The following is a 20,767-nucleotide window of genomic DNA, read 5'->3' as shown; positions in this document are numbered from 1 at the left end:
TTCTAGGGGGACGAGGTGAAAATCGGGTGAGAGGGCGTGGTGACCGGGACGTTAACCGGGTGACGCCGTCGCGCACCGAATCTGCGGCTGGGCCTTCAGCGTCTGATCGCCCACGACCAGGTCCGGCAGGCTGGCGGGGGCGACGGTCACAGCCTCTGCGAAGGCCTTGGGCAGGTCGTTCGGCGATACCTTCCCGCACATGACGCTGTAGGATCCGGTTTGCGACCATTGCCCCCCGGCGTCCTGGGCGAAAGCCATGATGGACCCCGGCGCCGCCAGCAGAACCTCGACCCGGCCGTCGCCGTCCAGGTCCAGGGTGCGCAGGCGGCAGGGCGCCTCGCTGTTGCAGGTGTACATCAGGGCGTCCTGGCGACCCAGCTGGGCGGTGAAGCTGGGCGGGGTCGTCTGGCCGTCGACCGGCTGGATCCGGATGCCCGCCAGCCGTTCGTTCCGGTCCTGGATAGAATAGGCCTCGCGATCTACGCGCACGCGGGCCGCCCGCGCCAGCTCGGCGATCTCCGCGTCCGGCGACTGTATCAACCGATCAAGCGCAGCCAGCCCCGCCTTGCCGCTGTCGAAGCGCAGGAAGTCATAGTCGAAATCCTTGGCCGCCACGGCCCCGCGCTCCAGCCGCGCGACCTGGTCCTTCGCCGACAGTCGCGCCGGGTCGGCCAGGGGGCTGAACAGGGCCAGGATGACCGCGACCGACAGGACGGCGGCGGCGACATTTGTGCGTTCCAGCGGCTTCATCCAGGGGCCGGGGCGCACGGCGGCGAACAGATAACCCAGGCCATAGACCGCGCCGATCACAGCGCAGGCCGTGGCGATGATCCGATCCGGCGTCAGCCCGTGCTGGCCGATGCGCAGGGCCAGGCCCCAGAAGGCCAGGCCAACCAGGGGCGCGATCAGAGCCGAGGCGACCCGGACGCCGTAGCGCAGCACCACCGGGGGGCGATGGTCGGGGCGTCCGTCCTGATAGGCGGTGTTGATCAGCACGATCAGGGCCGCTGCCGCAGACAGCACCAGGGCCGTCGCGCTGCCCGTCTGCCACAGGCCGTCCAGGCCGGTGAAGGGCAGGGCCAGCAGGAAGCCGCCGACCAGCACCGTGATGACCAGCAGCAGCCAGGACAACAGCATCAGGGCCACGGTCCGCACGCCCCGGATCAGACCGTCGCGCACATCGGTCAGATGCACCGCCGTGGCGAAGGCCAGGCTGGTCAGCGGCAGGGAGAACCAGCTCTCTTGCAGCAGGTCGCTGAGGAAGCTGAGCCCGATGATCTTGAACAGGCTGGCCCCGAGCAGAAGCAGCAGCCAGAAGGCGCCGGCGAAGCCGACCGACAGCACCCCCTGCACCCCCGCCATCCAGGCGGCGTCGAAATAGGCCGGATAGGAGGCCGCCAGCCGGCGCTCCCGGTCCGCCGGCACGATCAGATGGTGGGCGATGAACAGGGCCGCCGCCGCGAAGACGAACAGGGGGAAGGTCGCCTCGCGCGCGCCGTCGGCCTGACGGGCGATGTCGTGCCAGGCCAGCAGGGCCAGCACCGCGCCCGCGATCAGGCTCCAGACCACATAGACCCACAGCCTCAGCTTGCCGACGCCGGACAGCAGGACGGCGGGCAGGAACAGGGCGGTCAGCAGGGCCGGCGCGAACAGGTCGGGATGGCGCTGCGACCAGCTGGCGCTGCGACCAGCTGGCGCTGTCGCCCTCGGTGGCGCGCAGCAGCAGGTACAGGACGATCCCCTGCAACAGACCGACCGTCAGCCGCACGATGGCGATCCGGCGGCGGTCGCCGTCCGGCGTGGTCCCGCCCCAGCCCGTGCCGAGAATATTCGCCGCTTCGGTGGTCATGACGCGCCCTTTTGCCCGGCTCGGCGCCCGAGTGGGCGACCGACCTGGGCGCGCCATCTAACCGGAGAGGGGGTGTTCAGGGAAGCGGCGCCTCGATCCGACAGGCCCGCGCCAGATAACAGCCGCGCGGGGCGAAATGGATGTGGATCTGGTCCAGGGCCGGATGGTCGAACGCCTCGGCCAGGCGTGCGTCCAGATCGGCGCCGTCGATCACCAGCCCCTCGATCATCATGTTGCGATGGTCATAGAGGCGCAGCGACAGCGGCCGCTTGGTCAGCATCTCCGGCGCCGGGCCGGTGATCGGCGCCTGTTCCACCGCCGACTCGCGCACGAAAATCGGTCCCGAGGCGCGATAGGGCGAGGTCGGGTCGGTCAGATGGGCGTGATTGACCAGCACCAGCGCCTCGCCGGCGTCGGCGTCGCGCAGGCTGACCCGGCAGGGCGCGCGGCCGGGGGCGTCGGCGACCCACCGGCGCGCGCCGACCGCGGCTAAGTCTTTATCGGACATGGCGAAATAGGGCGCGAAGGGCGCCAGGGGCAGGGCTTCGATGCGATAGGTCATGGTGAATCTCCAGATTGAGGTCTTTCCTTGCGACGTTCGGTTCTCGCCGTCTGGCGGCTTGCGGCCGTTGCATCGCGCCCGCGCCGCCCCCACAAAGGCGGGCATGAACGCCCCCTTCAAAGCCCTCTCCCAGTCCGACCCTGCGGAAGCCCCTCTGTGGGACCTGACCGACCTCTATGGTTCGCGCGACGACGCCCGGATCGCCGCCGACCTGGATCGGGCGCGCGCCCTGGTGGACGAGATGAACGGCCTGCAAGGCCGGCTGGCGGGGCAGGGCGGCGATCCGGCTTCGTTGGACGCGGCGCTGGATCGGGCGATCAGCCTGTATGAACAGGCGTCGGACGTGCTGGGCGCCCTGGGCGCCTACGCCTTCCTGGCGGCCTCGACGGCGCGCGACGATGCGGGCGCTCAGGGGTTCGAGGCCGATGTGCGCGAGAAGATCACCGCCATCGCCACCCCGACCGTCTGGCTGACGCTGGAGATCAACCAGATCGACGACGCCGCGCTGGAGGCCGCGCTTCAGGCCCACGCAGGCGCATCGCGCTGGCGGCCGTGGCTGCGGCGGGTGCGGGCGATGAAGCCGCACGAACTGTCCAGCGAGCTGGAGACCTTCATCGCCGAACGCGGCCCGATCACGGCCCAGTGGCCGCGCCTGTTCGACGAACAGCTGGCGGCGCTCCGGGCGAAGGCGGGCAATGAAAGCCTGACCCTGGCCGAGGCCCTGAACCGGCTGTCGGACGCCAAGCCCGCGCGGCGCAAGGCGGCCGCCGAGGGCCTGTCGGAGGCCTTGGCCGCTCGCGCCCCGACCCTGGCCCTGGTGCTGAACACGGTCGCCGCCGACAAGGCGATGGAGGATCGCTGGCGCGGCTTCAAACGCCCCGCCGACAGCCGCCACCTCGCCAATGAGGTCGACGGCGAGGCGGTGGACGCCATGGCCGAGGCCGTCGCCGCCGCCTATCCGCAGCTGTCGCACCGCTATTATGCGCTGAAGGCCAAGGCCATGGGCAAGGCGCGGCTGGACCACTGGGACCGCAACGCCCCGATCGAGACCACCGCCCCGCGCGCCTTCACCTGGAGCCAGGGGCGCGAGATCGTTCTGGACAGTTTCTCGGACCTGGGCGGCGAGTTTGCGGAACGGGCCGCCGGCTTCTTCGACAAGCCGTGGATCGACGGCCGCGCCCGGCCGGGCAAACAGTCGGGCGCCTACGCCCACCCGGTCACCGCCGACCGCCACCCCTATGTCTTCCTCAACTGGATGGGCGAGCGGCGCGACGTCCTGACCCTGGCCCACGAACTGGGCCACGGGGTGCACCAGACCCTGGCGGCGGACCAGGGCACCCTGTTGGCCGACACTCCCCTGACCCTGGCCGAGACCGCCTCCATCTTCGCCGAGGGTCTGACCTTCGATCGTCTGCTGGCGACAGCGCCGAAACGCGAGCAGCGCGGCCTGCTGGCCGGGCGGATCGAGGACGGGCTGAACACGGTGGTGCGCCAGATCGCCTTCCACCGGTTCGAGACCCGCTTCCACGACGAGCGGCAGAAGGGCGAGGTCTCGCAGCAGCGGATCAATGAGCTGTGGCTGACCGAGATGGGCGCCTCGCTGGGGCCGGCGGTGACGCTAAACCCCGGCTATGAGCACTGGTGGGCCTATGTCAGCCACTTCGTTCACTCGCCCTTCTACGTCTACGCCTACGCCTTCGGCGACCTGCTGGTGGCGGCGTTGATGGAGGCGCGGCGGGCCGATCCGACGGGCTTCACCCCCCTGTACCGCGACCTGCTGGCCGGGGGCGGGGCCAAGACCTATGTCGAGGCGCTGAAGCCCTTCGGCCTCAATCCGCGCGATCCGGCCTTCTGGAGCGTGGGCTGCAAGCGGCTGGAACGTCTGGTGGATCAGTTCGAAGCGCTGGGGTGAGAGGCTGGCGCCCGGCTGAACCCGCGCTATAGTCGCCTCAACGACAAGACCGAGGGAGTTCTCATGGCCGACGCTCACAATCCCGCCACCGCCGAGGCAGACGCCGACGCGACCGCCTATGTCCGGGGCGGGATGCAGATCAATGAACAGGCGGCGACCTTCAAGCTGTTCATGGATCTGGCCAAATGGGGCTCGTTGGCCGTGGCCTGCCTGCTGCTGTTCCTGACCCTGTGGTTCCATCCGGGCGGCAACCTGATGGCGGCCCTGGCCGGCGCAGTGGTGCTGGGGGGCGTCGGCTTCTTCGCCCTGAAGCCCAAGGCCGACGCGGGCCACTGAGCCCCCGTCCGCAACGATGCAATAACGACGCGCTTTGACGGCGTCTTCGGAACCGGCCTAGTCTCGCGTCCCATACAGGAACAAGGGGATTCGCTTGGCCGTCGCTATCGCCGCCACCCGTGAACGTCGCGAAGGCGAGACGCGCTGCGCCGTCACGCCCGAGACGGTCAAGAAGCTGATCGCCCTGGGCGCGACCGTCACGGTCGAGGCCGGGACCGGCCTGGGCTCCTCCATTCCCGACGCCGACTACGCCGCCGCCGGCGCGGCGGTGAAGCCCGACACCCGCGCGGTGCTGGACGGCGCCGACATCGTGCTGAAGGTGCGCGGCCCGACGGCCCAGGAGACCAGCGCGCTCAAGCCCGGCGCCATCGTCATCGCCATGCTGGACGCCTGGCGAGACAAGGCCACGGTCGAGGCCCTGACCGGCGCCAACGCCACCGCCTTCGCCATGGAATTCGTGCCCCGCATCACCCGCGCCCAGGTCATGGACGTGCTGTCGTCCCAGGCCAATCTGGCCGGCTATCGCGCGGTGATCGAGGCGGCCTACGCCTATGGCAAGGGTTTCCCGATGATGATGACGGCGGCCGGCACGGTCGCCGCCGCCAAATGTTTCGTCATGGGCGTGGGCGTGGCGGGCCTCCAGGCCATCGCCACGGCGCGGCGGCTGGGCGCCGTCGTCACCGCCACCGACGTCCGCCCCGCCACCAAGGAACAGGTCGAGAGCCTGGGCGCCAAATTCCTGGCCGTCGAGGACGAGGAGTTCAAGAACGCCCAGACCGCCGGCGGCTACGCCAAGCCCATGTCGCCCGAATATCAGGCCAAACAGGCCGAACTGACCGCCAGCCATGTGGTCAAGCAGGACATCGTCATCACCACCGCCCTGATCCCCGGCCGCGCCGCCCCGGTGCTGCTGACGGCGGCCCATGTGGCCTCGATGAAGCCGGGCTCGGTCATCGTCGATCTGGCGGTCGAGGCGGGCGGCAATGTCGAGGGTTCGAAGCTGAACGAGGTGGTGACCACCCCGAACGGCGTGACCATCGTCGGCTGGTCCAACCTGCCCGGCCGCATCGCCGCCGACGCCAGCGCCCTGTACGCCCGCAACCTGTCGGCCTTCGTCGGGCTGATGATCAAGGACGGGGTTCTGGCCGTGGATCTGGAGGACGAGATCCTGAAGGCGGCTGTCGTGACGCACGGCGGGGCCGTGGTGCATGAAGGGGTGGGGGGATGATTACCGAACTCAAAGTCTATCTTGGTCTTTGCGTCGGGATGACCGTGATCCTGGCCGGTCTAACGATTTGGCGCCCCGACGCAGATGTACAAATGGCGCTGATCGTGGTGCCGTTCGTCATCCTCGCGGCGTTGGCGCGGTCCAACTTACAACTCGCCAAGCGGATTGAGGCGCTGGAGGGCCGGCAACGTGTTGGCGAGCTTGAGCGAGCCGAGAGCAGGACATAGGTTATGGAACATGTCGATCCCACCGTCTTCCGCCTGGCCATCTTCGTCCTGGCCATCTTCGTCGGCTATTACGTCGTCTGGAGCGTGACGCCGGCCCTGCACACGCCGCTGATGGCCGTGACCAATGCGGTGTCCAGCGTTATCATCGTCGGCGGCCTGATCGCGGCGGCGGCCGTGTCGGGCGATGCGACCGGCCCCAGCGCCTGGATCGCCAAGGGCGCAGGCGTGGCGGCCGTGACCCTGGCGAGCGTCAACATCTTCGGCGGCTTCATGGTCACCCGGCGGATGCTGGTCATGTACAAGAAGAAGGAGCGGCCGGCTCCCAAGGGCGCAGCATGATCGATCCCGCGCAGATCGCCATAACCGGCTCCTGGATCGCCACCGGCGTCGGCTTCGGCCTGTGGCTGTACGGCTGGTTCGGGACGAAACTGCCGCTGAAGCGTCAGCGGCTGCACGACTGCGGCATCGCCCTGGTCTTCTCGGCCATACTGGTCCGGGTCGTGAGCCAGGAGCGGCCGCTGGGTGTTTTTGAATGGGCCCTGTTCTTCATCGGCCCGTTGTTCATCGCCGCCGCCCTGTGGCGGCTGGCGCGCACGTCTTGAGGGGAGGGGCGTGATGAACGCATCGTTGGCCGCACTGGCCTATCTGGTTTCCGGCGTCCTGTTCATCCTGTCGCTGCGCGGCCTGTCCAGCCCCGAGACCAGCCGCCAGGGCAACACCTTCGGCATGATCGGCATGGCCCTGGCCATCGGCGTGACCCTGCTGACCCTGGGAACCACCGGGGCGCTGGACGCCGTCACCCTGGCCCTGATCGCGGGCGGGGTCATCGTTGGCGGCGGGACCGGCGCCCTGATCGCGCGGCGCGTCGCCATGACCGACATGCCCCAGTTGGTCGCCGCCTTCCACAGTCTGGTCGGCATGGCCGCCTGCCTGGTCGCCATCGGCGCCGTCTATGCGCCCGAGGCCTTCGGAATTCTGTCCGAGGACGGCACGGGTATCAAAACCCTGTCGATCATCGAACTGAGCCTGGGCGTCGCCATCGGGGCCATCACCTTCACCGGCTCGGTCATCGCCTTCGCCAAGCTGAACGGCAACATGAGCGGAGCGCCCATCATCCTGCCGGCGCGGCACCTGATCAATGTCGGCCTGGGTCTGGGCCTGGTCTTCCTGATCGGCATTCTGATCGGCACCGGCGGGGCGGCGACCTGGGCCTTCTGGGGCGTTTTCCTGATCGCCCTGGTGCTGGGCGCGACCCTGATCGTCCCCATCGGCGGCGCCGACATGCCGGTGGTGGTGTCGATGCTGAACTCCTATTCCGGCTGGGCGGCGGCGGCCTTGGGCTTCACGCTGGAGAACATCGCCCTGATCATCACCGGCGCCCTGGTCGGCAGTTCCGGCGCGATCCTGAGCTACATCATGTGCAAGGGCATGAACCGCAGCTTCATCAGCGTCATCCTGGGCGGCTTCGGCGGCGCGGACGCGGCGGCCGGTCCGGCCGGCGCCAAGGAGACCCGGCCCGTCAAACAGGGCTCGGCCGAGGACGCCGCCTTCATCATGAAGAACGCGTCCAAGGTCATCATCGTGCCCGGCTACGGCATGGCCGTGGCCCAGGCCCAGCATGCGCTGCGTGAAATGGCCGACAAGCTGAAGGAGGAGGGGGTCGAGGTGAAATACGCCATCCACCCCGTCGCCGGCCGCATGCCGGGCCATATGAACGTCCTGCTGGCCGAGGCCAACGTCCCCTATGACGAGGTGTTCGAGCTGGAGGACATCAACGCCGAGTTCGCCACCGCCGACGTCGCCTTCGTCATCGGCGCCAACGACGTCACCAACCCCGCCGCCAAGACCGACCCCCAGTCGCCGATCTACGGCATGCCGATCCTGGACGTGGAAAAGGCCGGGACCGTGCTGTTCATCAAGCGCGGCATGGGCTCGGGCTATGCGGGCGTCGAGAACGAGCTGTTCTTCCGCGACAACACCATGATGCTGTTCGCCGACGCCAAGAAGATGGTCGAGGGGATCGTGAAGGCGCTGTGAGGCTCCACTGTCGTCATCCTGGGTAAGAGGCCCAGGATGACGGGTTGAGAGCACAGCTTCATGTCCGCCATCCGGTGAAGCAGGGCAGATGAAGCAAAGGGCGCGCTGCTCATCCTCTCACCAACCGCCGAAACCCCTATCGCCCGAGCTTGACCGGCGCTATCACGCGTCCGTGAACGCGCTGTCCAAACCCGCTCCCGTCGCCCATCGCCGTTTCGAGGCGCTCGATTCCCTGCGCGGGGTGTGCGCCATCCTGGTCGTCATGTTCCACATGCCGGTCGCCAGCCACTGGCGGACCTGGGACTTCATCCAGCACGCCTATCTGTTCGTCGATTATTTCTTCGTCCTGTCGGGCTTCGTCATCGCCCATGCCTATGCCGAGCGGCTGAAGACTGGGGCGGACGCCGGGCGGTTCATGGTGCGGCGGTTCGGGCGGATCTGGCCGATGCACGTGCTGATGCTGGCGGCCTATGTCGGCCTGGAGCTGGCGCGGCTGGCCTTCCATTTCGATAGTGCGCCGCCGTTTACCGGGGACCGGTCGGTGTGGGCCATCTTCACCAATCTGGCCCTGATCCAGGCCTGGCATGTCCATCCGCATCTGACCTGGAACGGCCCGTCCTGGACCCTGAGCGCCGAATGGGCCTGTTATCTGATCTTCGCCGGCCTGGTGCTGGTGGCGCCCAAGCGGTTTCGCTGGATCGGCCTGGTGCTCGCGATCATCGGCGGCGTTCTGGTGGTCAGCTACGCCCGGCGCTGGATGAACACAACCTATGACTTCGCCGTGCCGCGCGCGGTCTACGGCTTCTTCCTGGGCTGCCTGTTACAGGGCCTATGGATGAACATCCCGCGCCTTAAGGGCCTGGCGGCCACGGGGCTGGAGATCGCGGCCGTCGTCGCCGTATGCCTCTTTGTGGCCTGGGCCGAGGGGCCGGTGACGGTGGCCGTCACCCTGGTCTTCGTCATCCTGGTCTGGGTGTTCGCGGGCGAGGAGGGGCGGGTGTCGCGGCTGCTGGACCATCCGGCGCTCGTGACCCTGGGGCGCTGGTCCTTCTCCATCTACATGGTCCACATGTTCATCCTGACCGTGATGCTGATCATCGCGCGCAAGCTGGACTGGATGCCGGGCGGACGGCGCGTCGATTTCGGCTCGGTCTGGCTGAACGACCTGTTCGCGCTGGGCCTGTTCGGCTTCATCGTCGTGATCGCGGTCGTGGCGCACAATCGGGTCGAACGCCCGGCCCAGCGCCTGATCGACCGCTGGACCAAGCCCAAGGCCGCCTGAATTCAGGCCGCCATCAGCCAGGGCGTTTCCGCCGGGTCCGACCGCGCCTCGTCCCACAGGGCGTCTTCGTCCGAATAGCGGGCGATGGCGGCGGCGGAGATGACGTCCACCACCTGTTCCTCCAGCCGATCCCAGATGACGGCCAGGTCCGACGATCCGTCGGCCTCGCACGGCACGATCAGATAGCGGTTGGCGTTGACGGCGGTGTTCGGTTGGAAGCGAGCCATTTGATGTCTCCTGAAGCGGTCGGCCTCTTGTCGATGATGGTGTTATGGCGCACTGTTGCGTCAGAAACGGACGTATCATTTCAGGAGCGGCGGTGAGACACGACAAGGCGGCCATGGTGATCGACCTGGCGCGGCGCATGGCCGCCAGCGCCGAAGGCCTGACCATCGACGAGATGGCGCGCGACATGCGCGTCGGCCGCCGCACCGCCGAACGGATGCGTGACGCCGTCCTCATGCTGTTCCCCCAGGTGGAGGAGGTGTCGGATCCGCCGTCGAAACGCTGGCGCATCCGCGGCGGCCTGTCCGCCTTCGAACAGGCGCCGACCGCGACCGAGATGCTGGAACTGGCCAAGGCCGCCTCGGCCCTGCGCGCCGCCGGCGAACCGGCCCGCGCGGCGGCGCTGGAGGCGCTGGAGCGCAAGCTGAAGGCGGCGATGCGCTCCACCACCCTGAACCGGATGGCCCCGGACCTGGAGGCCCTGGTCCGGGCCGAGACCATCGCCGTCCAGGCCGGACCGCGTCCCTCGGCGGACGAAGGCCTGCTGACCGCCATTCGCGGGGCGGTGCTGGCGCAACAGCCGCTGGGCTTCACCTATTCCCGGCCGGGCGCCGAGCCGCGCAGGCGGACCGTCGCCCCGTGCGGCGTGATGTTCGGCCGGGCCAACTATCTGGTCGCCGCCGACCGCGAGACGGGCCGCATCCAGACCTTCCGCCTGGACCGGATGACCCATGTCGCCCCGCAGGACGGGGTGGCGGTCCCGCCCGCCGATTTCGACCTGGGCGTCTTCGCCAGCCAGTCCTTCGGCATCTATCAGGACGAGATCGAGGATGTGGTGCTGCGCATCGCCCCCGAGGGTGCGGCCGAGGCGAAGAGCTGGCGCTGGCACCCGACCCAGTCGTTCGAGGATCAGGCGGACGGCGCCGTCATCGTGCGGTTCCGCGCCTCGGGCATGCGCGAACTGGCTTGGCACCTGTTCACCTGGGGCGAACAGGCCATGATCCTGGCGCCCGAGCGGCTTAAGGCCGTCATGGCCGGGGAACTGGCGGCGGCCGGGCGCGCTCTGGACGCGGCTCGCGGATGACGAAGGCTTAAGGTGACGCTGTCGCCGGCCTCGCTATCGCAGGCCTGACCTGTTGGAGAACTTCATGCGTCTGAAGACGGCCCTCATATGCGCCGCCCTTGTCGGCTTTTCGACCGTTGCGGCCTGCGCTTCGCCCGCCGTCGTCGCGTCGCAAGACCCGAGCATGGCCGGAGACGGCCGCGTCGACGTGTCGGTCGAACGCAACGGTGATCGCTGGACGGCGGAGTATGTGCTGGATCGTGACGCCCCGGCCTGGGCCTTCTTCCGGTCGGCCCTGCTGCGCGAGAGCCGCCAGCCCTGGCGTCCGGCCTGGTGGCGGGTGGAGACACCGGGCGTCGTGCTGGAGCGGATCGGCGATTACGACGTGCTGCGCTCGACCGACGGCGGCCCTGTGCCGCGCAATGTCCGCATCGCCATGACGCCGCGCCCCGGCGATCTGGAGGCGGAGTATGATCCGGCCCTGGTGTTCTCGGACGGGACGGTGGCGCTGTTCTCAGGTCAGTTCGACGTCATCCCGCTGGAGTCCGCCGCCGCCGCCCGCGCCCTGCCGCGGGACCTGAACGGCGTCGATGTGCCCGGCGGTCCGGCCAGCGTGACCTGGCGTGACCGCGCCGGCCCGGTGCTGTTCAAGGGCGAGCGCGCGCCCCAGGTCACGGCCGTTGACGCCCAGACCTATGTCCTGTTCGGCGACGCCACGACCCGCCGGGGCGAAGGGATCACCACCGTCATCGATCCCGGTCTGCCGCGCTGGCTGGGCGATGAACTGGCCGGCTTCACACCCCGCGTCATGGCCTATTACGCCCAGCGCCTGGGTCGGGCTCAGGGCGAGGCGCCGACCCTGATGGTCAGCTGGACCGGCCCGACCAGATCCCTGTCCAGCATGGGCGGCAGCGTTCTGCCGGGTCTGATCTCGATGAATTTCGAAGGGGAGGGGGTGCTGGCCCCCGACGCCCAGGCCCTCGCCCGGGCCCACTGGTTCATCGGCCACGAAGCGGCGCATTTCTGGCTGGGCTCTCAGGGGCTGAAATACCAGTACGCCCGCGAGGCCTGGATCACCGAGGGCGGGGCCGACCTGATGGCGGTGCGCGCTTTGAAAGCCATCAACCCCGCCTATGACGACCGGGCGGAACTGCAGCGCGAGGTGGACGACTGCATCACCCTGGCGGCGGGCAAGCCCGTGGCCTCGGCCGGCGACCGGGGCGACAACCGCGCCTATTACGCCTGCGGCGCCGTCTGGGGCCTGGTCATCGAAGCGGCGGAACGACGCGCGGGCGGCGGCGACTTCTTCGACGTGGTCGCCGATTTTCAGCGCCGCGACAATGACGACGGGGTGCTGAGCCGCGACGAATGGCTGGGCGCCCTGACCCGCCTGTCGCGCGACCCCACCCTGGCCAACGACATCTCGACCATGCTGGACCAGGGCGTCGCCAACCCTTCCGCCGTCATCGCCCGCCTGTTCCAGCGCACCGGCGTCGCCTTCCGCCTCGACAACGGCCGGGTGATCCTGATCTGACGGTTTGACGCGGATCAAGGCGGGACGGGGCCGAAGGGCGCATCCAGACTCCGGCAACAAGGAGCACCGCCATGACCTATGCGAGCCTGATGGTCTATGTGGATGACGAGGCCGACAATGTCGCGCGGATCGGTTTCGCGCGCGATCTCGCCGCCATTCACGACGCGACCCTGATCGGGATCTCCGTCAGCGAGCCCGAGCCGCCGTTGGTCGACGCCTATGTCGCCGGGGGAATGGCCGGTGAAATCCTGGCCCTGCGCCGGGACCAGGCCGACGGCGAACTGTCCGCCGCCAAGGCCCGTTTCCTCGAAGCCATGAAGGACACCGGCATAGATCACGAATGGCGGGCGGAGACCGGCTATCCCGCCTCCTGTGTCGCACGCCATGCGCGGGCGGCCGACCTGATCCTGGTGGGGCGTGACGCCGGGCGTCTGCCCTATCGTGCGCCGGACGCGGGCGACCTGATCATGAACATCGGCCGGCCTGTCCTGGTCGCGCCGCCCCGGGCCTCGGCCGCGCCGGTCGACGGGGTCGTCCTGGTGGCGTGGAAGGAAGGGCGCGAGGCTCAGCGCGCCGTCGCCGCCGCCTTGCCGCTGATGAAACAGGCGCGCGAGGTCAAGGTGGTCGAGATCTGCGCCTCGGCCGACGCGGCCGCCGCCGCCGCACGGGTCGCCGACGTCGCCGCCTGGCTGCGCCGCCACGGCGTCGTCGCCGAAAGCGAGGCCAAGGTGCGCGACGAACGCCCCGCCGGCGACCGCATCCTGGCCCTTGTCGAACAGACCGGCGCCAATCTGATCGTCGCCGGCGCCTGGGGCCATTCCCGAATGCGGGAGTGGGTGCTGGGCGGCGTCACCCAGGCCCTGCTGAACCGCAGCCAGTCCTGGCTGCTGCTGAGCCACTGAGGCTTCAGCGCGCTTCGAGGGCGTGGAAGATGCGGGCGACGACAATCAGGTCCGCATCGACCCGGTATTGGACGACGTAGCCGCTGGCGCCGAAGGGGATGTAGAGGTGGCGTAGACCGTCCAGTTCGATCCCGATCATCGGGGTCTCCGCCAGCTGGCCTATGGACCGGGTGATGGTATGGCCTGCTCGTCGGGCGGCGTTTGGATTGACGCCCCGCAGAAAGCCGATGACCCGTCGGCGATCCTGAATCGCATCAAGCGAAAGCCGTATCTTCAAGCCTTGGCCTTCAACATGGCCTCGATCTCAGCCTCGAAATCCGCCGCCCAGTCCTCGAACTCGATGAACTTGCCGGTGCGGTCGTACTCAGTCAGCCGACGTTTGGCCTCGGTGGTGTCGTAAGGCGTGGCCGGAGGCCAAGGCTCTGGGCTGTCCACGACGAAGGCAGCATCTTTCTCTCGAACTTCGAAGTCGCCGGAGGGGGCGTCACGCCCGCTCGCGAGCGCCTTGTCCAGGACAGCGAGGGCATAGGCCTCGGGCGTTATCCCCGCCGCGCGCGCAGCGGCCTTGAGCCGTTCAAGCGCCGCGTCGGTCAGGGGCAGGGTCAGGACGTGATCGGCCATGACTCAACCATGTCACAACTATGAGTGGTTGTGAACTCACATCGCCGCGAACGGGTACGGGCTGACCGATTTGGACCAGTCGTCCACGGCCAGCGGCCGGTCGATGGGCGCCGCAGCGCGTTCGGCGCAGGGATGGCGGTGGCACAGGCGGCAGGCCGGACCGATGGGCGTGACCTCGGGCCGTTCCAGATCCAGGCCGTGGGCGTAGGCCAGACGGGGGGCGTGGCGCAGTTCGCAGCCCAGGCCGACGGCCAGGTCGTGGGCGTCGCCATAGCCGTCCTGGCCCTGGCGTTCGACCGTGCGGGCGAAGGTGAACCAGCGCCCGCCATCCGGCGTCTCGATGATCTGGGTGATGATCCGGCCCGGCGTACGGAAGGCCGAGTGCAGCCGCCAGCGCGGGCAGGCGCCGCCGAAGCGGGAGAAGGGAAAGGCGCCGGCGGCATAGCGTTTGGAGATATTGCCCGCCTGATCGACCCGCATCAGGAAGAAGGGCACGCCCCGCGCCGTCGGCCGCGACAGGGTGGTCAACCGATGCGCCGCCTGTTCATAGCTGACCCCGAACCGGGCCTGGAGCCGCGCCAGATCATATCCGGTCTCTTCCGCCGTGCGCTGGAAGGCGGCATAGGGCATCAGGATCGCGGCGGCGAGGGTATTGGTCAGGGCCACCTTCAGCAGGGATCGCGTCGGGCCGTCCGGGGCGTTCGCAGCCTGGACCATGGCGTTCAGGGCCGGGCCCTGCTCGGCCAGGGCCAGTTGATAGGCGATGGCGAAGGCGCGCGACGACGGGCCCAGGGCCTCGGACAGCAGCAGGCGGCGGCGGTGCAGATCGTAGCGGCGGGTCCATTCCACCATGACCTCGGCCGGCAGGGTGCGGACGCCCAGATCGTGTTTCGCCGCCAGCCGCTGGCGCGCGGCGGGTTCGAAACCGTCGGCGTGGGCCGGCGCCTCGGCCGCCAGGGCCTCGGCCAGGGCCTCGCCCATCTGGTCCAGTTCGGGGAAGTGGTTGCCGCGCGACTGGATATATTCGCGAACCCATTCGGCCGGGCTGGTGTCCACCAGGCCTTCGCCGTTCTCGGCGGCGGCGCGGGCCCGGGCGCGGCCGTCGTCAAAGGCCTGGTACAGGCGCAGCATGGCGTCCGCGACGCCGGGCGCCTCTTCCAGCAACTGCACCAGTTCGTGACGGGGCAGGGACAGGCCCGCGAACAGAGGGTCGGCCAGAACCTCGCCCAGCCGTGCCTCGTCCGCCGCCCCGCCCTGGTTCAGGCTGCGCAAATCGACGTCATAGGTCTCAGCCAATCGCAGCAGCAGTTGGGCCGAAACGGGCCGCTGATTGCGTTCTATGTGGTTGAGATAGCTGGGCGAAACGCCCAGGTCGGCCGCCATGGCCGTCTGAGTCAGAGCCAGGTCGCGCCGCAGCCGCTTCAGCCGGGCGCCGAGGAAAAGCTTGCGATCGGCGGCGATTTCCATGGTCGGAGAATGTCACATTATGACTGATATGCAAAGTCATGATATGACAAACTGACATCAATACGGGCTTAGACACTGTGTCATTCGTGACTTCAGCGTGTTCTTGTCTCCGAGACGGCGGCTGCGGCCGCGCCATTCAGAGACCGAGTTCGACCATGACCACCTTCGCCGACCTGGTTCCTTCGCCCGCCGGCCGTTTCGACGGCATCGAGCGTCCCTATACCCCTGAGGACGTTCTGCGCCTGCGCGGCTCCGTGCCGATCACCCACACCCTGGCCGAGCGCGGCGCCAACCGTCTGTGGCAGTTGCTGCACGACGAGCCCTTCATCAACGCCTTGGGCGCCGTCACCGGCAACCAGGCCATGCAGATGGTCCGCGCCGGTCTGAAGGCCATCTATCTGTCAGGCTGGCAGGTCGCGGCCGACGCCAACACCGCTTCGGCCATGTATCCGGACCAGTCGCTGTACCCGGCCAACGCCGCGCCGGAACTGTGCCGCCGCATCAACCGCACCCTGCAGCGCGCCGACCAGATCGAGCACGCCGAGGGCGGCGCCAAGCGCGACTGGTTCGCCCCGATCGTCGCCGATGCGGAAGCCGGCTTCGGCGGCCCGCTGAACAGCTTCGAGATCATGAAGGCCTTCATCGAGGCGGGCGCCGCCGGCGTCCACTTCGAGGATCAGCTGGCGTCCGAGAAGAAGTGCGGCCACCTGGGCGGCAAGGTCCTGATCCCGACCCAGGCGCATGAACGCAATCTGGTCGCCGCCCGTCTGGCCGCCGACGTCATGGGCACGCCGACCATCACGGTCGCCCGCACCGACGCCGAAAGCGCCCAGTTGATCACCTCGGACATCGACGAGCGCGATCAGCCCTTCATCGACCGCGAAAACCGCACCCCCGAGGGCTTCTTCCGCCTGAAGGAGGGCACGGGCCTGGATCATTGCATCGCGCGCGGCCTGTCGTACGCGAACATCGCCGACCTGCTGTGGTGGGAGACCTCCCACCCGGATCTGGACGACGCCAAGAAGTTCGCCGAGGCGATCCAGAAGAAGCATCCGGGCAAGCTGATGGCCTACAACTGCTCGCCCTCCTTCAACTGGAAGGCCAAGCTGGACGACGCCACCATCGCCAAGTTCCAGCGCGAGCTGGGGGCCATGGGCTACAAGTTCCAGTTCGTGACCCTGGCCGGCTTCCACGCCTTGAACAACTCGATGTTCGAGCTGGCGGACGGCTATCGCGATCGCGGCATGGCGGCCTATTCCGAACTGCAGCAGCGCGAGTTCGCCAACGAGGCCGCCGGCTACACCGCCACGCGTCACCAGCGCGAAGTCGGCACCGGCTATTTCGATCAGGTCGCCACGGTCATCTCCAACGGCACGTCCTCGACGACGGCGCTGAAGGACTCGACCGAGACGGCCCAGTTCACCCACGCGGCTTAAGGCCCCCTCAGCTCAAGGAAAGGAACCTCCATGGAACCGCTGACCCGAACCGAAGCCATTATCGACTTCTGCCTGGCGCCCCTGGCGCTCGACACAGGCACCGAGGCCGAACGCGAGGTGCGCCGTCGCATGACCCATGTGCTTCGAACCTATCAGGCCAAGGTCGCCAAGCCGATCGCCGTGGACTTCTCGTCCATGCCGTCCCAGGTGATCAACGAGGCCGCGCACGGCTACGAATAGGCCGTCCCGCGCAAGGAAAAGGCCCGCTCCGATCGCTCGGGGCGGGCCTTCGTCCGTCTGAACGGGTTTAGCGCGACGAAGACGGCGAGGTGTTCAGCGAGGCCGTCGGCGACGGCGCGGGCGTCTGCGTCAGGGTGACCGAAACCGGCGAAACCGCGGCGGGGGGCGTGCTGGTTTCTTCGGGATCGCCGACCGTGATCGAGGTCGTGAGCACCGCCTGGGTGGTGCAGGTGGCCAGGTCGCGTGCGACGTGACGGCCCAGGCAGAACATGTCCTCATAGGCGGGGCGCGAGGCGGCCAGGCACTGGAACAGCATCAGTTTGGACATGTTCAGGCAGAATTCGCTGTTCGTCTCGACCACCAGGGCGTCGGTATTGGCCCGGGCCTCGTCGCCGGCGGCCCCGAGAGCGGCCAGGGCGGCGATGGCCAGCGACCGCGTCAGGGCCGGCGTATAGGGCGGCGCCTTGCGCGACGCCTCGACCGACAGGCCCTGGCCGGTGTTGGCGGCCGTGAACAGACGGCTCGATTCATCGCCGGAAGGCAGCATGGTCGCCGCCGACAGGGTCTTGGCGCCCTCCAGCCGAACTTCGCGGTTGGGCACGTGGGTGACGGCCCAGCGACGGCGCGGATCGTTGCGTTCCTGAACCGTATAGGCGTCGGCCTCAACGGCCTCGGCGATGGCGCGCATCGCGACGGCGTCCTTGCCGATGGTGGCGGTGATCAGGCCCGCCGCAGCGTCGGCGCCGGGCAGGGTGGCGGCATAGGCCGGATCGGCGACGATCTGGGCGATCATCTGCTGGCGCTGGACGGGATCGGCGGCGAACTGGCGCACCCCGGCCACGAACTCGGGCGACTGAAGCGCGATGATCGAGCCGTAGGCGATCAGGCCGCGCGACAACTGGGCCGGCTCATACGAGGCGCCCTTGCGGATGGCGGCCTGGATGGATTCGGCGTCCGGGAAGCCGCCCGGCTGGATGGTCTCGGCCTCCCGCAGGAAGGCGACATAGATCGAGGCCGCCTGGGCCACGCCCTCGTTCAGCGAAACCGGCGGCGGAGGCGGCGGGGGAGGCGGGGGCGCCTCTGGCTCCTTGGTGGTGCAACTCGCCAGGAAAACAGCGGCTGCCAGGGCGGCGATCGACAGGCCGCGGGTCATGAAGGCCTTGGGCATAGGGGCGCGTCCACAGAACTATGGCCCCGGACGGGGCGTGTACTTGAAGCCGCTTATAACGTGAGGAAAGTGGTTTGCCGAAGATTAATCGAACAACTTCGACACGGATTCTTCGTTGGCGATCCGCCGGATAGCTTCACCGATAAGCGGAGCCACGGAAACCCTGCGGATTTTCGGGCACTTCAGGACTTCATCGGGTTGTTCGATGGAGTCGGTGATCACCAGTTCCTTCAGCGGCCCGTCGGTGATGCGCTGCACGGCGGGGCCGGACAGAACGCCGTGGCTGATATAGGCCGAGACCTCGGTGGCGCCCTGATCAATCAACGCCTTGGCCGCGTTCACCAGGGTGCCGCCCGAATCGACGATGTCGTCGAACAGGATGCAGCTTCGGCCCTCGACGTCGCCGATGATGTTCATGACCTCGCTTTCGCCCGCCTTGGGGCGACGCTTGTCGACGATGGCGAGGTCGGCGTTCAGGCGGCTGGCCAGCGATCGGGCGCGCACCACGCCCCCGACGTCGGGCGAGACGATCATCAGGTCGTCGCCGCGCGCATAATTCTCGCGGATGTCCTGGGCCAGGACCGGCGTGGCGACCAGATTGTCGGTCGGAATGTCGAAGAAGCCCTGGATCTGGCCGGCGTGCAGATCCATGGTCAGCACCCGGTCGGCGCCGGCGCGGGTGATCAGATTGGCGACCAGCTTGGCCGAGATGGGCGTGCGCCCGCCGGTCTTACGGTCCTGACGCGCATAGCCGAAATAGGGCATGACGGCCGTGATCCGACGGGCGGAGGCGCGCACCAGCGCATCCGTGATGATCAGCAGCTCCATCAGATTGTCGTTGGCCGGATAGCTGGTCGACTGAAGGATGAAGACGTCCTCGCCGCGGACGTTCTCCTCGATGACGGCGAAGACCTCATTGTCGGCGAACCGCTTGACCTGGGCCTTGGTCAAGGGGGCGTCCAGATGGTCGGCGATGGCCTGAGAGAGGCCGCGGTTGGAGTTGCCTGAGAGCAGCTTCATCGGCTGGTCATCCTTTCGCCGTCATCCGACCCCCATGAACGGCGGTCGGTTGGCGCGCTCTTTACCAGCGGTGCCGGGCAGGGCAAGTCGTGTGCGGAGAGTTTTCGTCGGCATGGCGCGGTCCGGTCGTGGGTGCTAGAGAACGCCGCGTTCGTTTCCGAAGCCAGGCCGAGGGTCTGTCTTTGCTCGTCATGGGGTCATCCTTGTCCGTTTCCAAGATCCGTTCCGGCCTGGTGCTGATGGCTGCGGCCGCCGCCGCAATGACAATCGCGGGCTGCGCCGGCAACGCACGACCCAAGCTCGCCTATGAGGAACGGCCGGTCGAGGCCCTGTACAACACCGGCTACCAGCGCCTGGAACAGCGCCGCTGGGCCGACGCCGTCGACTATTTCCAGGAGGTGGAACGCCAGCATCCCTATTCGGACTGGGCGCGTCGCTCGATCCTGATGCAGATCTACGCCTTCTATCAGAACAATAATTACGCGGACGCCATCGCGGCTTCGGACCGGTTCATCTCCCTGTTCCCGGGCAATCCCTCGGCGGCCTACGCCTTCTACATGAAGGCGGTCTGCAACTTCGAACAGATCACCGACGTGGGCCGCGACCAGGGCTACGCCAACGCCGCCCTGGCCGGTCTGAAGGACGTCGCCCGCCGCTATCCGGGCACGCCCTACGCCAGCGACGCCGCCGTCAAGATCGACATGGTCAACGACCAGCTGGCCGGCAAGGAAATGAACATCGGCCGCTATTACCAGCGCGCCAACCAGCCGCTGGCGGCCCTGAACCGCTACAAGGCCGTCATCGCCAACCCCGAGTTCCAGCGCACCTCCCACACGCCCGAGGCCCTGTACCGCCTGGTCGAGGTCAATCTGCAGCTGGGCCTGAAGGAAGAGGCGACCCGCAACGGCGCCGTCCTGGGCTACAACTTCCCGGGCAGCCCCTGGTACGCCGAGGCCTACGCCCTGCTGACCGAAAACGGCCAGACTCCGGAAAAAGCCCCCGAGGCCAAGCGCGAATCCTGGCTGCAGCGGATCATCCCCGGCTGATCGTCCCCTTGACGGTCGAATTTATGTAGTTACATAAATGATCGTCTTCGACCCGGCGAAGGATGCAGTCAATATCGTCAAGCACGGCGTCTCGCTGTTGCGAGCCGACGAAATCCAGATGGACGAAGCCTTGATCGAGGTGGATGATCGCTTCGATTACGGCGAACCCAGATGGATCGCCTATGGCGAACTGGACGGGCGGCTGCACGTTCTGGCCTTCACGGTTCGAGACGCAAGGGTGCGGGCCATCAGTCTGCGCAAGGCCAATGACCGGGAGCGGAGATATGTCCGAGAACAAAGGGGTGTCGGAAGCGGCGACTGAGCCCTTTCTCGACGACGACGATACGCCGGAGCTGACCGCAGAGCGCGCGGCCAAACTCCGCCCCGCACGTGAAGTCTTGCCCGACTACATCCTCAACCAGTTCAAACGCGCCCCCGGCCGCCCCAAGGCCGACGCGCCCAAACAACAGGTCACCCTGCGTCTGGATGCCGATCTGCTGGAGCATTGGCGCGCCCAGGGGCCGGGCTGGCAATCGGGCATCAACGCCGCCCTGCGCCGGGCCTCCGGTCTCTGATTCCTTTCACGCCGCCGCGCGCTAGACTGCGCCCCAT

Annotated in this window: 24 protein-coding genes; 16 read left to right on the top strand and 8 right to left on the bottom strand. The window is 68.1% G+C overall.

What is annotated here, in order from left to right; all coding sequences use genetic code 11:
• Positions 1-51: 51 nt before the first annotated feature.
• Entirely contained in the window at positions 52-1,569 is a 1,518-nt protein-coding gene (locus AC1RSI_RS09255; protein WP_230307684.1) for a DUF4153 domain-containing protein, read from the bottom strand.
• Positions 1,570-1,925: 356 nt separating this feature from the next.
• Positions 1,926-2,411, bottom strand: a complete 486-nt coding sequence (locus tag AC1RSI_RS09250) for a DUF1203 domain-containing protein (protein WP_196066399.1) — start codon at positions 2,409-2,411, stop codon at positions 1,926-1,928.
• Between the two features lie 103 nt (positions 2,412-2,514).
• On the opposite strand from AC1RSI_RS09250, the gene AC1RSI_RS09245 reads away from it, so the two are divergent.
• The 8 genes from AC1RSI_RS09245 (at position 2,515) to AC1RSI_RS09210 (ending at position 9,433) form a co-directional block, all read left to right on the top strand.
• Entirely contained in the window at positions 2,515-4,323 is a 1,809-nt protein-coding gene (locus AC1RSI_RS09245) for a M3 family oligoendopeptidase (protein ID WP_154726552.1), read from the top strand.
• A gap of 63 nt (positions 4,324-4,386) precedes the next feature.
• Positions 4,387-4,659 carry an aa3-type cytochrome c oxidase subunit IV gene (locus AC1RSI_RS09240; protein WP_035307105.1) on the top strand — a complete coding sequence of 91 codons (273 nt, stop codon included), beginning with the start codon at positions 4,387-4,389 and terminating at the stop codon, positions 4,657-4,659.
• A gap of 94 nt (positions 4,660-4,753) precedes the next feature.
• A complete protein-coding gene (locus tag AC1RSI_RS09235) occupies positions 4,754-5,887 on the top strand; it encodes a Re/Si-specific NAD(P)(+) transhydrogenase subunit alpha (RefSeq protein ID WP_154726553.1) in 1,134 nt (377 codons plus the stop codon).
• On the top strand, positions 5,884-6,114 hold the full coding sequence (locus AC1RSI_RS09230; RefSeq protein ID WP_154726554.1) for a hypothetical protein: 231 nt from the start codon (positions 5,884-5,886) through the stop codon (positions 6,112-6,114). Before AC1RSI_RS09235 ends, AC1RSI_RS09230 begins: the two co-directional genes overlap by 4 nt.
• A 3-nt stretch (positions 6,115-6,117) precedes the next feature.
• Entirely contained in the window at positions 6,118-6,453 is a 336-nt protein-coding gene (locus AC1RSI_RS09225; protein WP_154726555.1) for an NAD(P) transhydrogenase subunit alpha part 2, read from the top strand.
• Positions 6,450-6,716, top strand: coding sequence for a hypothetical protein (locus tag AC1RSI_RS09220; protein WP_035307111.1), 267 nt, complete (start codon positions 6,450-6,452; stop codon positions 6,714-6,716). Before AC1RSI_RS09225 ends, AC1RSI_RS09220 begins: the two co-directional genes overlap by 4 nt.
• Positions 6,717-6,729: 13 nt before the next feature.
• On the top strand, positions 6,730-8,151 hold the full coding sequence (locus AC1RSI_RS09215; protein ID WP_035307114.1) for an NAD(P)(+) transhydrogenase (Re/Si-specific) subunit beta: 1,422 nt from the start codon (positions 6,730-6,732) through the stop codon (positions 8,149-8,151).
• 172 nt (positions 8,152-8,323) lie between these two features.
• Complete coding sequence (locus AC1RSI_RS09210; RefSeq protein WP_154726556.1) at positions 8,324-9,433, top strand: acyltransferase family protein; 1,110 nt, start codon at positions 8,324-8,326, stop codon at positions 9,431-9,433.
• Between the two features lie 2 nt (positions 9,434-9,435).
• On the opposite strand, the gene AC1RSI_RS09205 is transcribed toward AC1RSI_RS09210, so the two are convergent.
• Positions 9,436-9,660, bottom strand: coding sequence for a hypothetical protein (locus tag AC1RSI_RS09205; protein WP_035307121.1), 225 nt, complete (start codon positions 9,658-9,660; stop codon positions 9,436-9,438).
• 92 nt (positions 9,661-9,752) lie between these two features.
• On the opposite strand from AC1RSI_RS09205, the gene AC1RSI_RS09200 reads away from it, so the two are divergent.
• From AC1RSI_RS09200 to AC1RSI_RS09190, 3 genes are all read left to right on the top strand, one after another.
• Entirely contained in the window at positions 9,753-10,742 is a 990-nt protein-coding gene (locus AC1RSI_RS09200; RefSeq protein ID WP_230307685.1) for a helix-turn-helix transcriptional regulator, read from the top strand.
• Positions 10,743-10,806: 64 nt separating this feature from the next.
• Entirely contained in the window at positions 10,807-12,255 is a 1,449-nt protein-coding gene (locus AC1RSI_RS09195; protein ID WP_230307686.1) for a YgdI/YgdR family lipoprotein, read from the top strand.
• 71 nt (positions 12,256-12,326) lie between these two features.
• The gene (locus AC1RSI_RS09190) at positions 12,327-13,157 is read left to right on the top strand and encodes a universal stress protein (protein ID WP_008261966.1); all 831 of its coding nucleotides are present in this window, start codon (positions 12,327-12,329) and stop codon (positions 13,155-13,157) included.
• Positions 13,158-13,161: 4 nt separating this feature from the next.
• Here the strand turns inward: AC1RSI_RS09190 and AC1RSI_RS09185 are convergent, their stop codons facing one another.
• The 3 genes from AC1RSI_RS09185 to AC1RSI_RS09175 are packed head-to-tail and all read right to left on the bottom strand — an operon-like array spanning position 13,162 to position 15,245.
• The gene (locus AC1RSI_RS09185; RefSeq protein ID WP_035307130.1) at positions 13,162-13,434 is read right to left on the bottom strand and encodes a type II toxin-antitoxin system RelE/ParE family toxin; all 273 of its coding nucleotides are present in this window, start codon (positions 13,432-13,434) and stop codon (positions 13,162-13,164) included.
• Positions 13,431-13,778 carry a hypothetical protein gene (locus AC1RSI_RS09180; RefSeq protein WP_035307132.1) on the bottom strand — a complete coding sequence of 116 codons (348 nt, stop codon included), beginning with the start codon at positions 13,776-13,778 and terminating at the stop codon, positions 13,431-13,433. The genes AC1RSI_RS09185 and AC1RSI_RS09180 overlap by 4 nt, the downstream gene beginning before the upstream one ends.
• Before the next feature lie 36 nt (positions 13,779-13,814).
• Complete coding sequence (locus AC1RSI_RS09175) at positions 13,815-15,245, bottom strand: helix-turn-helix domain-containing protein (RefSeq protein ID WP_008264176.1); 1,431 nt, start codon at positions 15,243-15,245, stop codon at positions 13,815-13,817.
• Positions 15,246-15,400: 155 nt separating this feature from the next.
• Between AC1RSI_RS09175 and aceA the strand changes: the two genes are divergently transcribed.
• Both aceA and AC1RSI_RS09165 read left to right on the top strand, forming a co-directional pair.
• Positions 15,401-16,681, top strand: a complete 1,281-nt coding sequence (aceA, locus tag AC1RSI_RS09170) for an isocitrate lyase (RefSeq protein ID WP_008264350.1) — start codon at positions 15,401-15,403, stop codon at positions 16,679-16,681.
• Positions 16,682-16,711: 30 nt separating this feature from the next.
• Positions 16,712-16,921 carry a hypothetical protein gene (locus tag AC1RSI_RS09165; protein WP_008262023.1) on the top strand — a complete coding sequence of 70 codons (210 nt, stop codon included), beginning with the start codon at positions 16,712-16,714 and terminating at the stop codon, positions 16,919-16,921.
• A 67-nt stretch (positions 16,922-16,988) separates the two neighbouring features.
• Here the strand turns inward: AC1RSI_RS09165 and AC1RSI_RS09160 are convergent, their stop codons facing one another.
• Complete coding sequence (locus AC1RSI_RS09160) at positions 16,989-18,089, bottom strand: hypothetical protein (protein ID WP_291751480.1); 1,101 nt, start codon at positions 18,087-18,089, stop codon at positions 16,989-16,991.
• A gap of 84 nt (positions 18,090-18,173) precedes the next feature.
• Entirely contained in the window at positions 18,174-19,109 is a 936-nt protein-coding gene (locus AC1RSI_RS09155) for a ribose-phosphate pyrophosphokinase (protein ID WP_008261436.1), read from the bottom strand.
• Positions 19,110-19,300: 191 nt separating this feature from the next.
• On the opposite strand from AC1RSI_RS09155, the gene AC1RSI_RS09150 reads away from it, so the two are divergent.
• The 3 genes from AC1RSI_RS09150 to AC1RSI_RS09140 are packed head-to-tail and all read left to right on the top strand — an operon-like array spanning position 19,301 to position 20,730.
• Positions 19,301-20,155: an outer membrane protein assembly factor BamD gene (locus AC1RSI_RS09150; RefSeq protein WP_154726548.1), complete on the top strand. Its 855-nt coding sequence runs from the start codon at positions 19,301-19,303 to the stop codon at positions 20,153-20,155.
• Positions 20,156-20,192: 37 nt separating this feature from the next.
• Complete coding sequence (locus AC1RSI_RS09145; RefSeq protein ID WP_008262224.1) at positions 20,193-20,477, top strand: BrnT family toxin; 285 nt, start codon at positions 20,193-20,195, stop codon at positions 20,475-20,477.
• Positions 20,440-20,730, top strand: a complete 291-nt coding sequence (locus AC1RSI_RS09140; RefSeq protein ID WP_008262269.1) for a BrnA antitoxin family protein — start codon at positions 20,440-20,442, stop codon at positions 20,728-20,730. Before AC1RSI_RS09145 ends, AC1RSI_RS09140 begins: the two co-directional genes overlap by 38 nt.
• Positions 20,731-20,767 lie beyond the last annotated feature (37 nt).

The organism is Brevundimonas sp. GW821-FHT10E09 (assembly GCF_058809375.1).
This window is presented reverse-complemented; position numbering and strand designations above follow the sequence as displayed.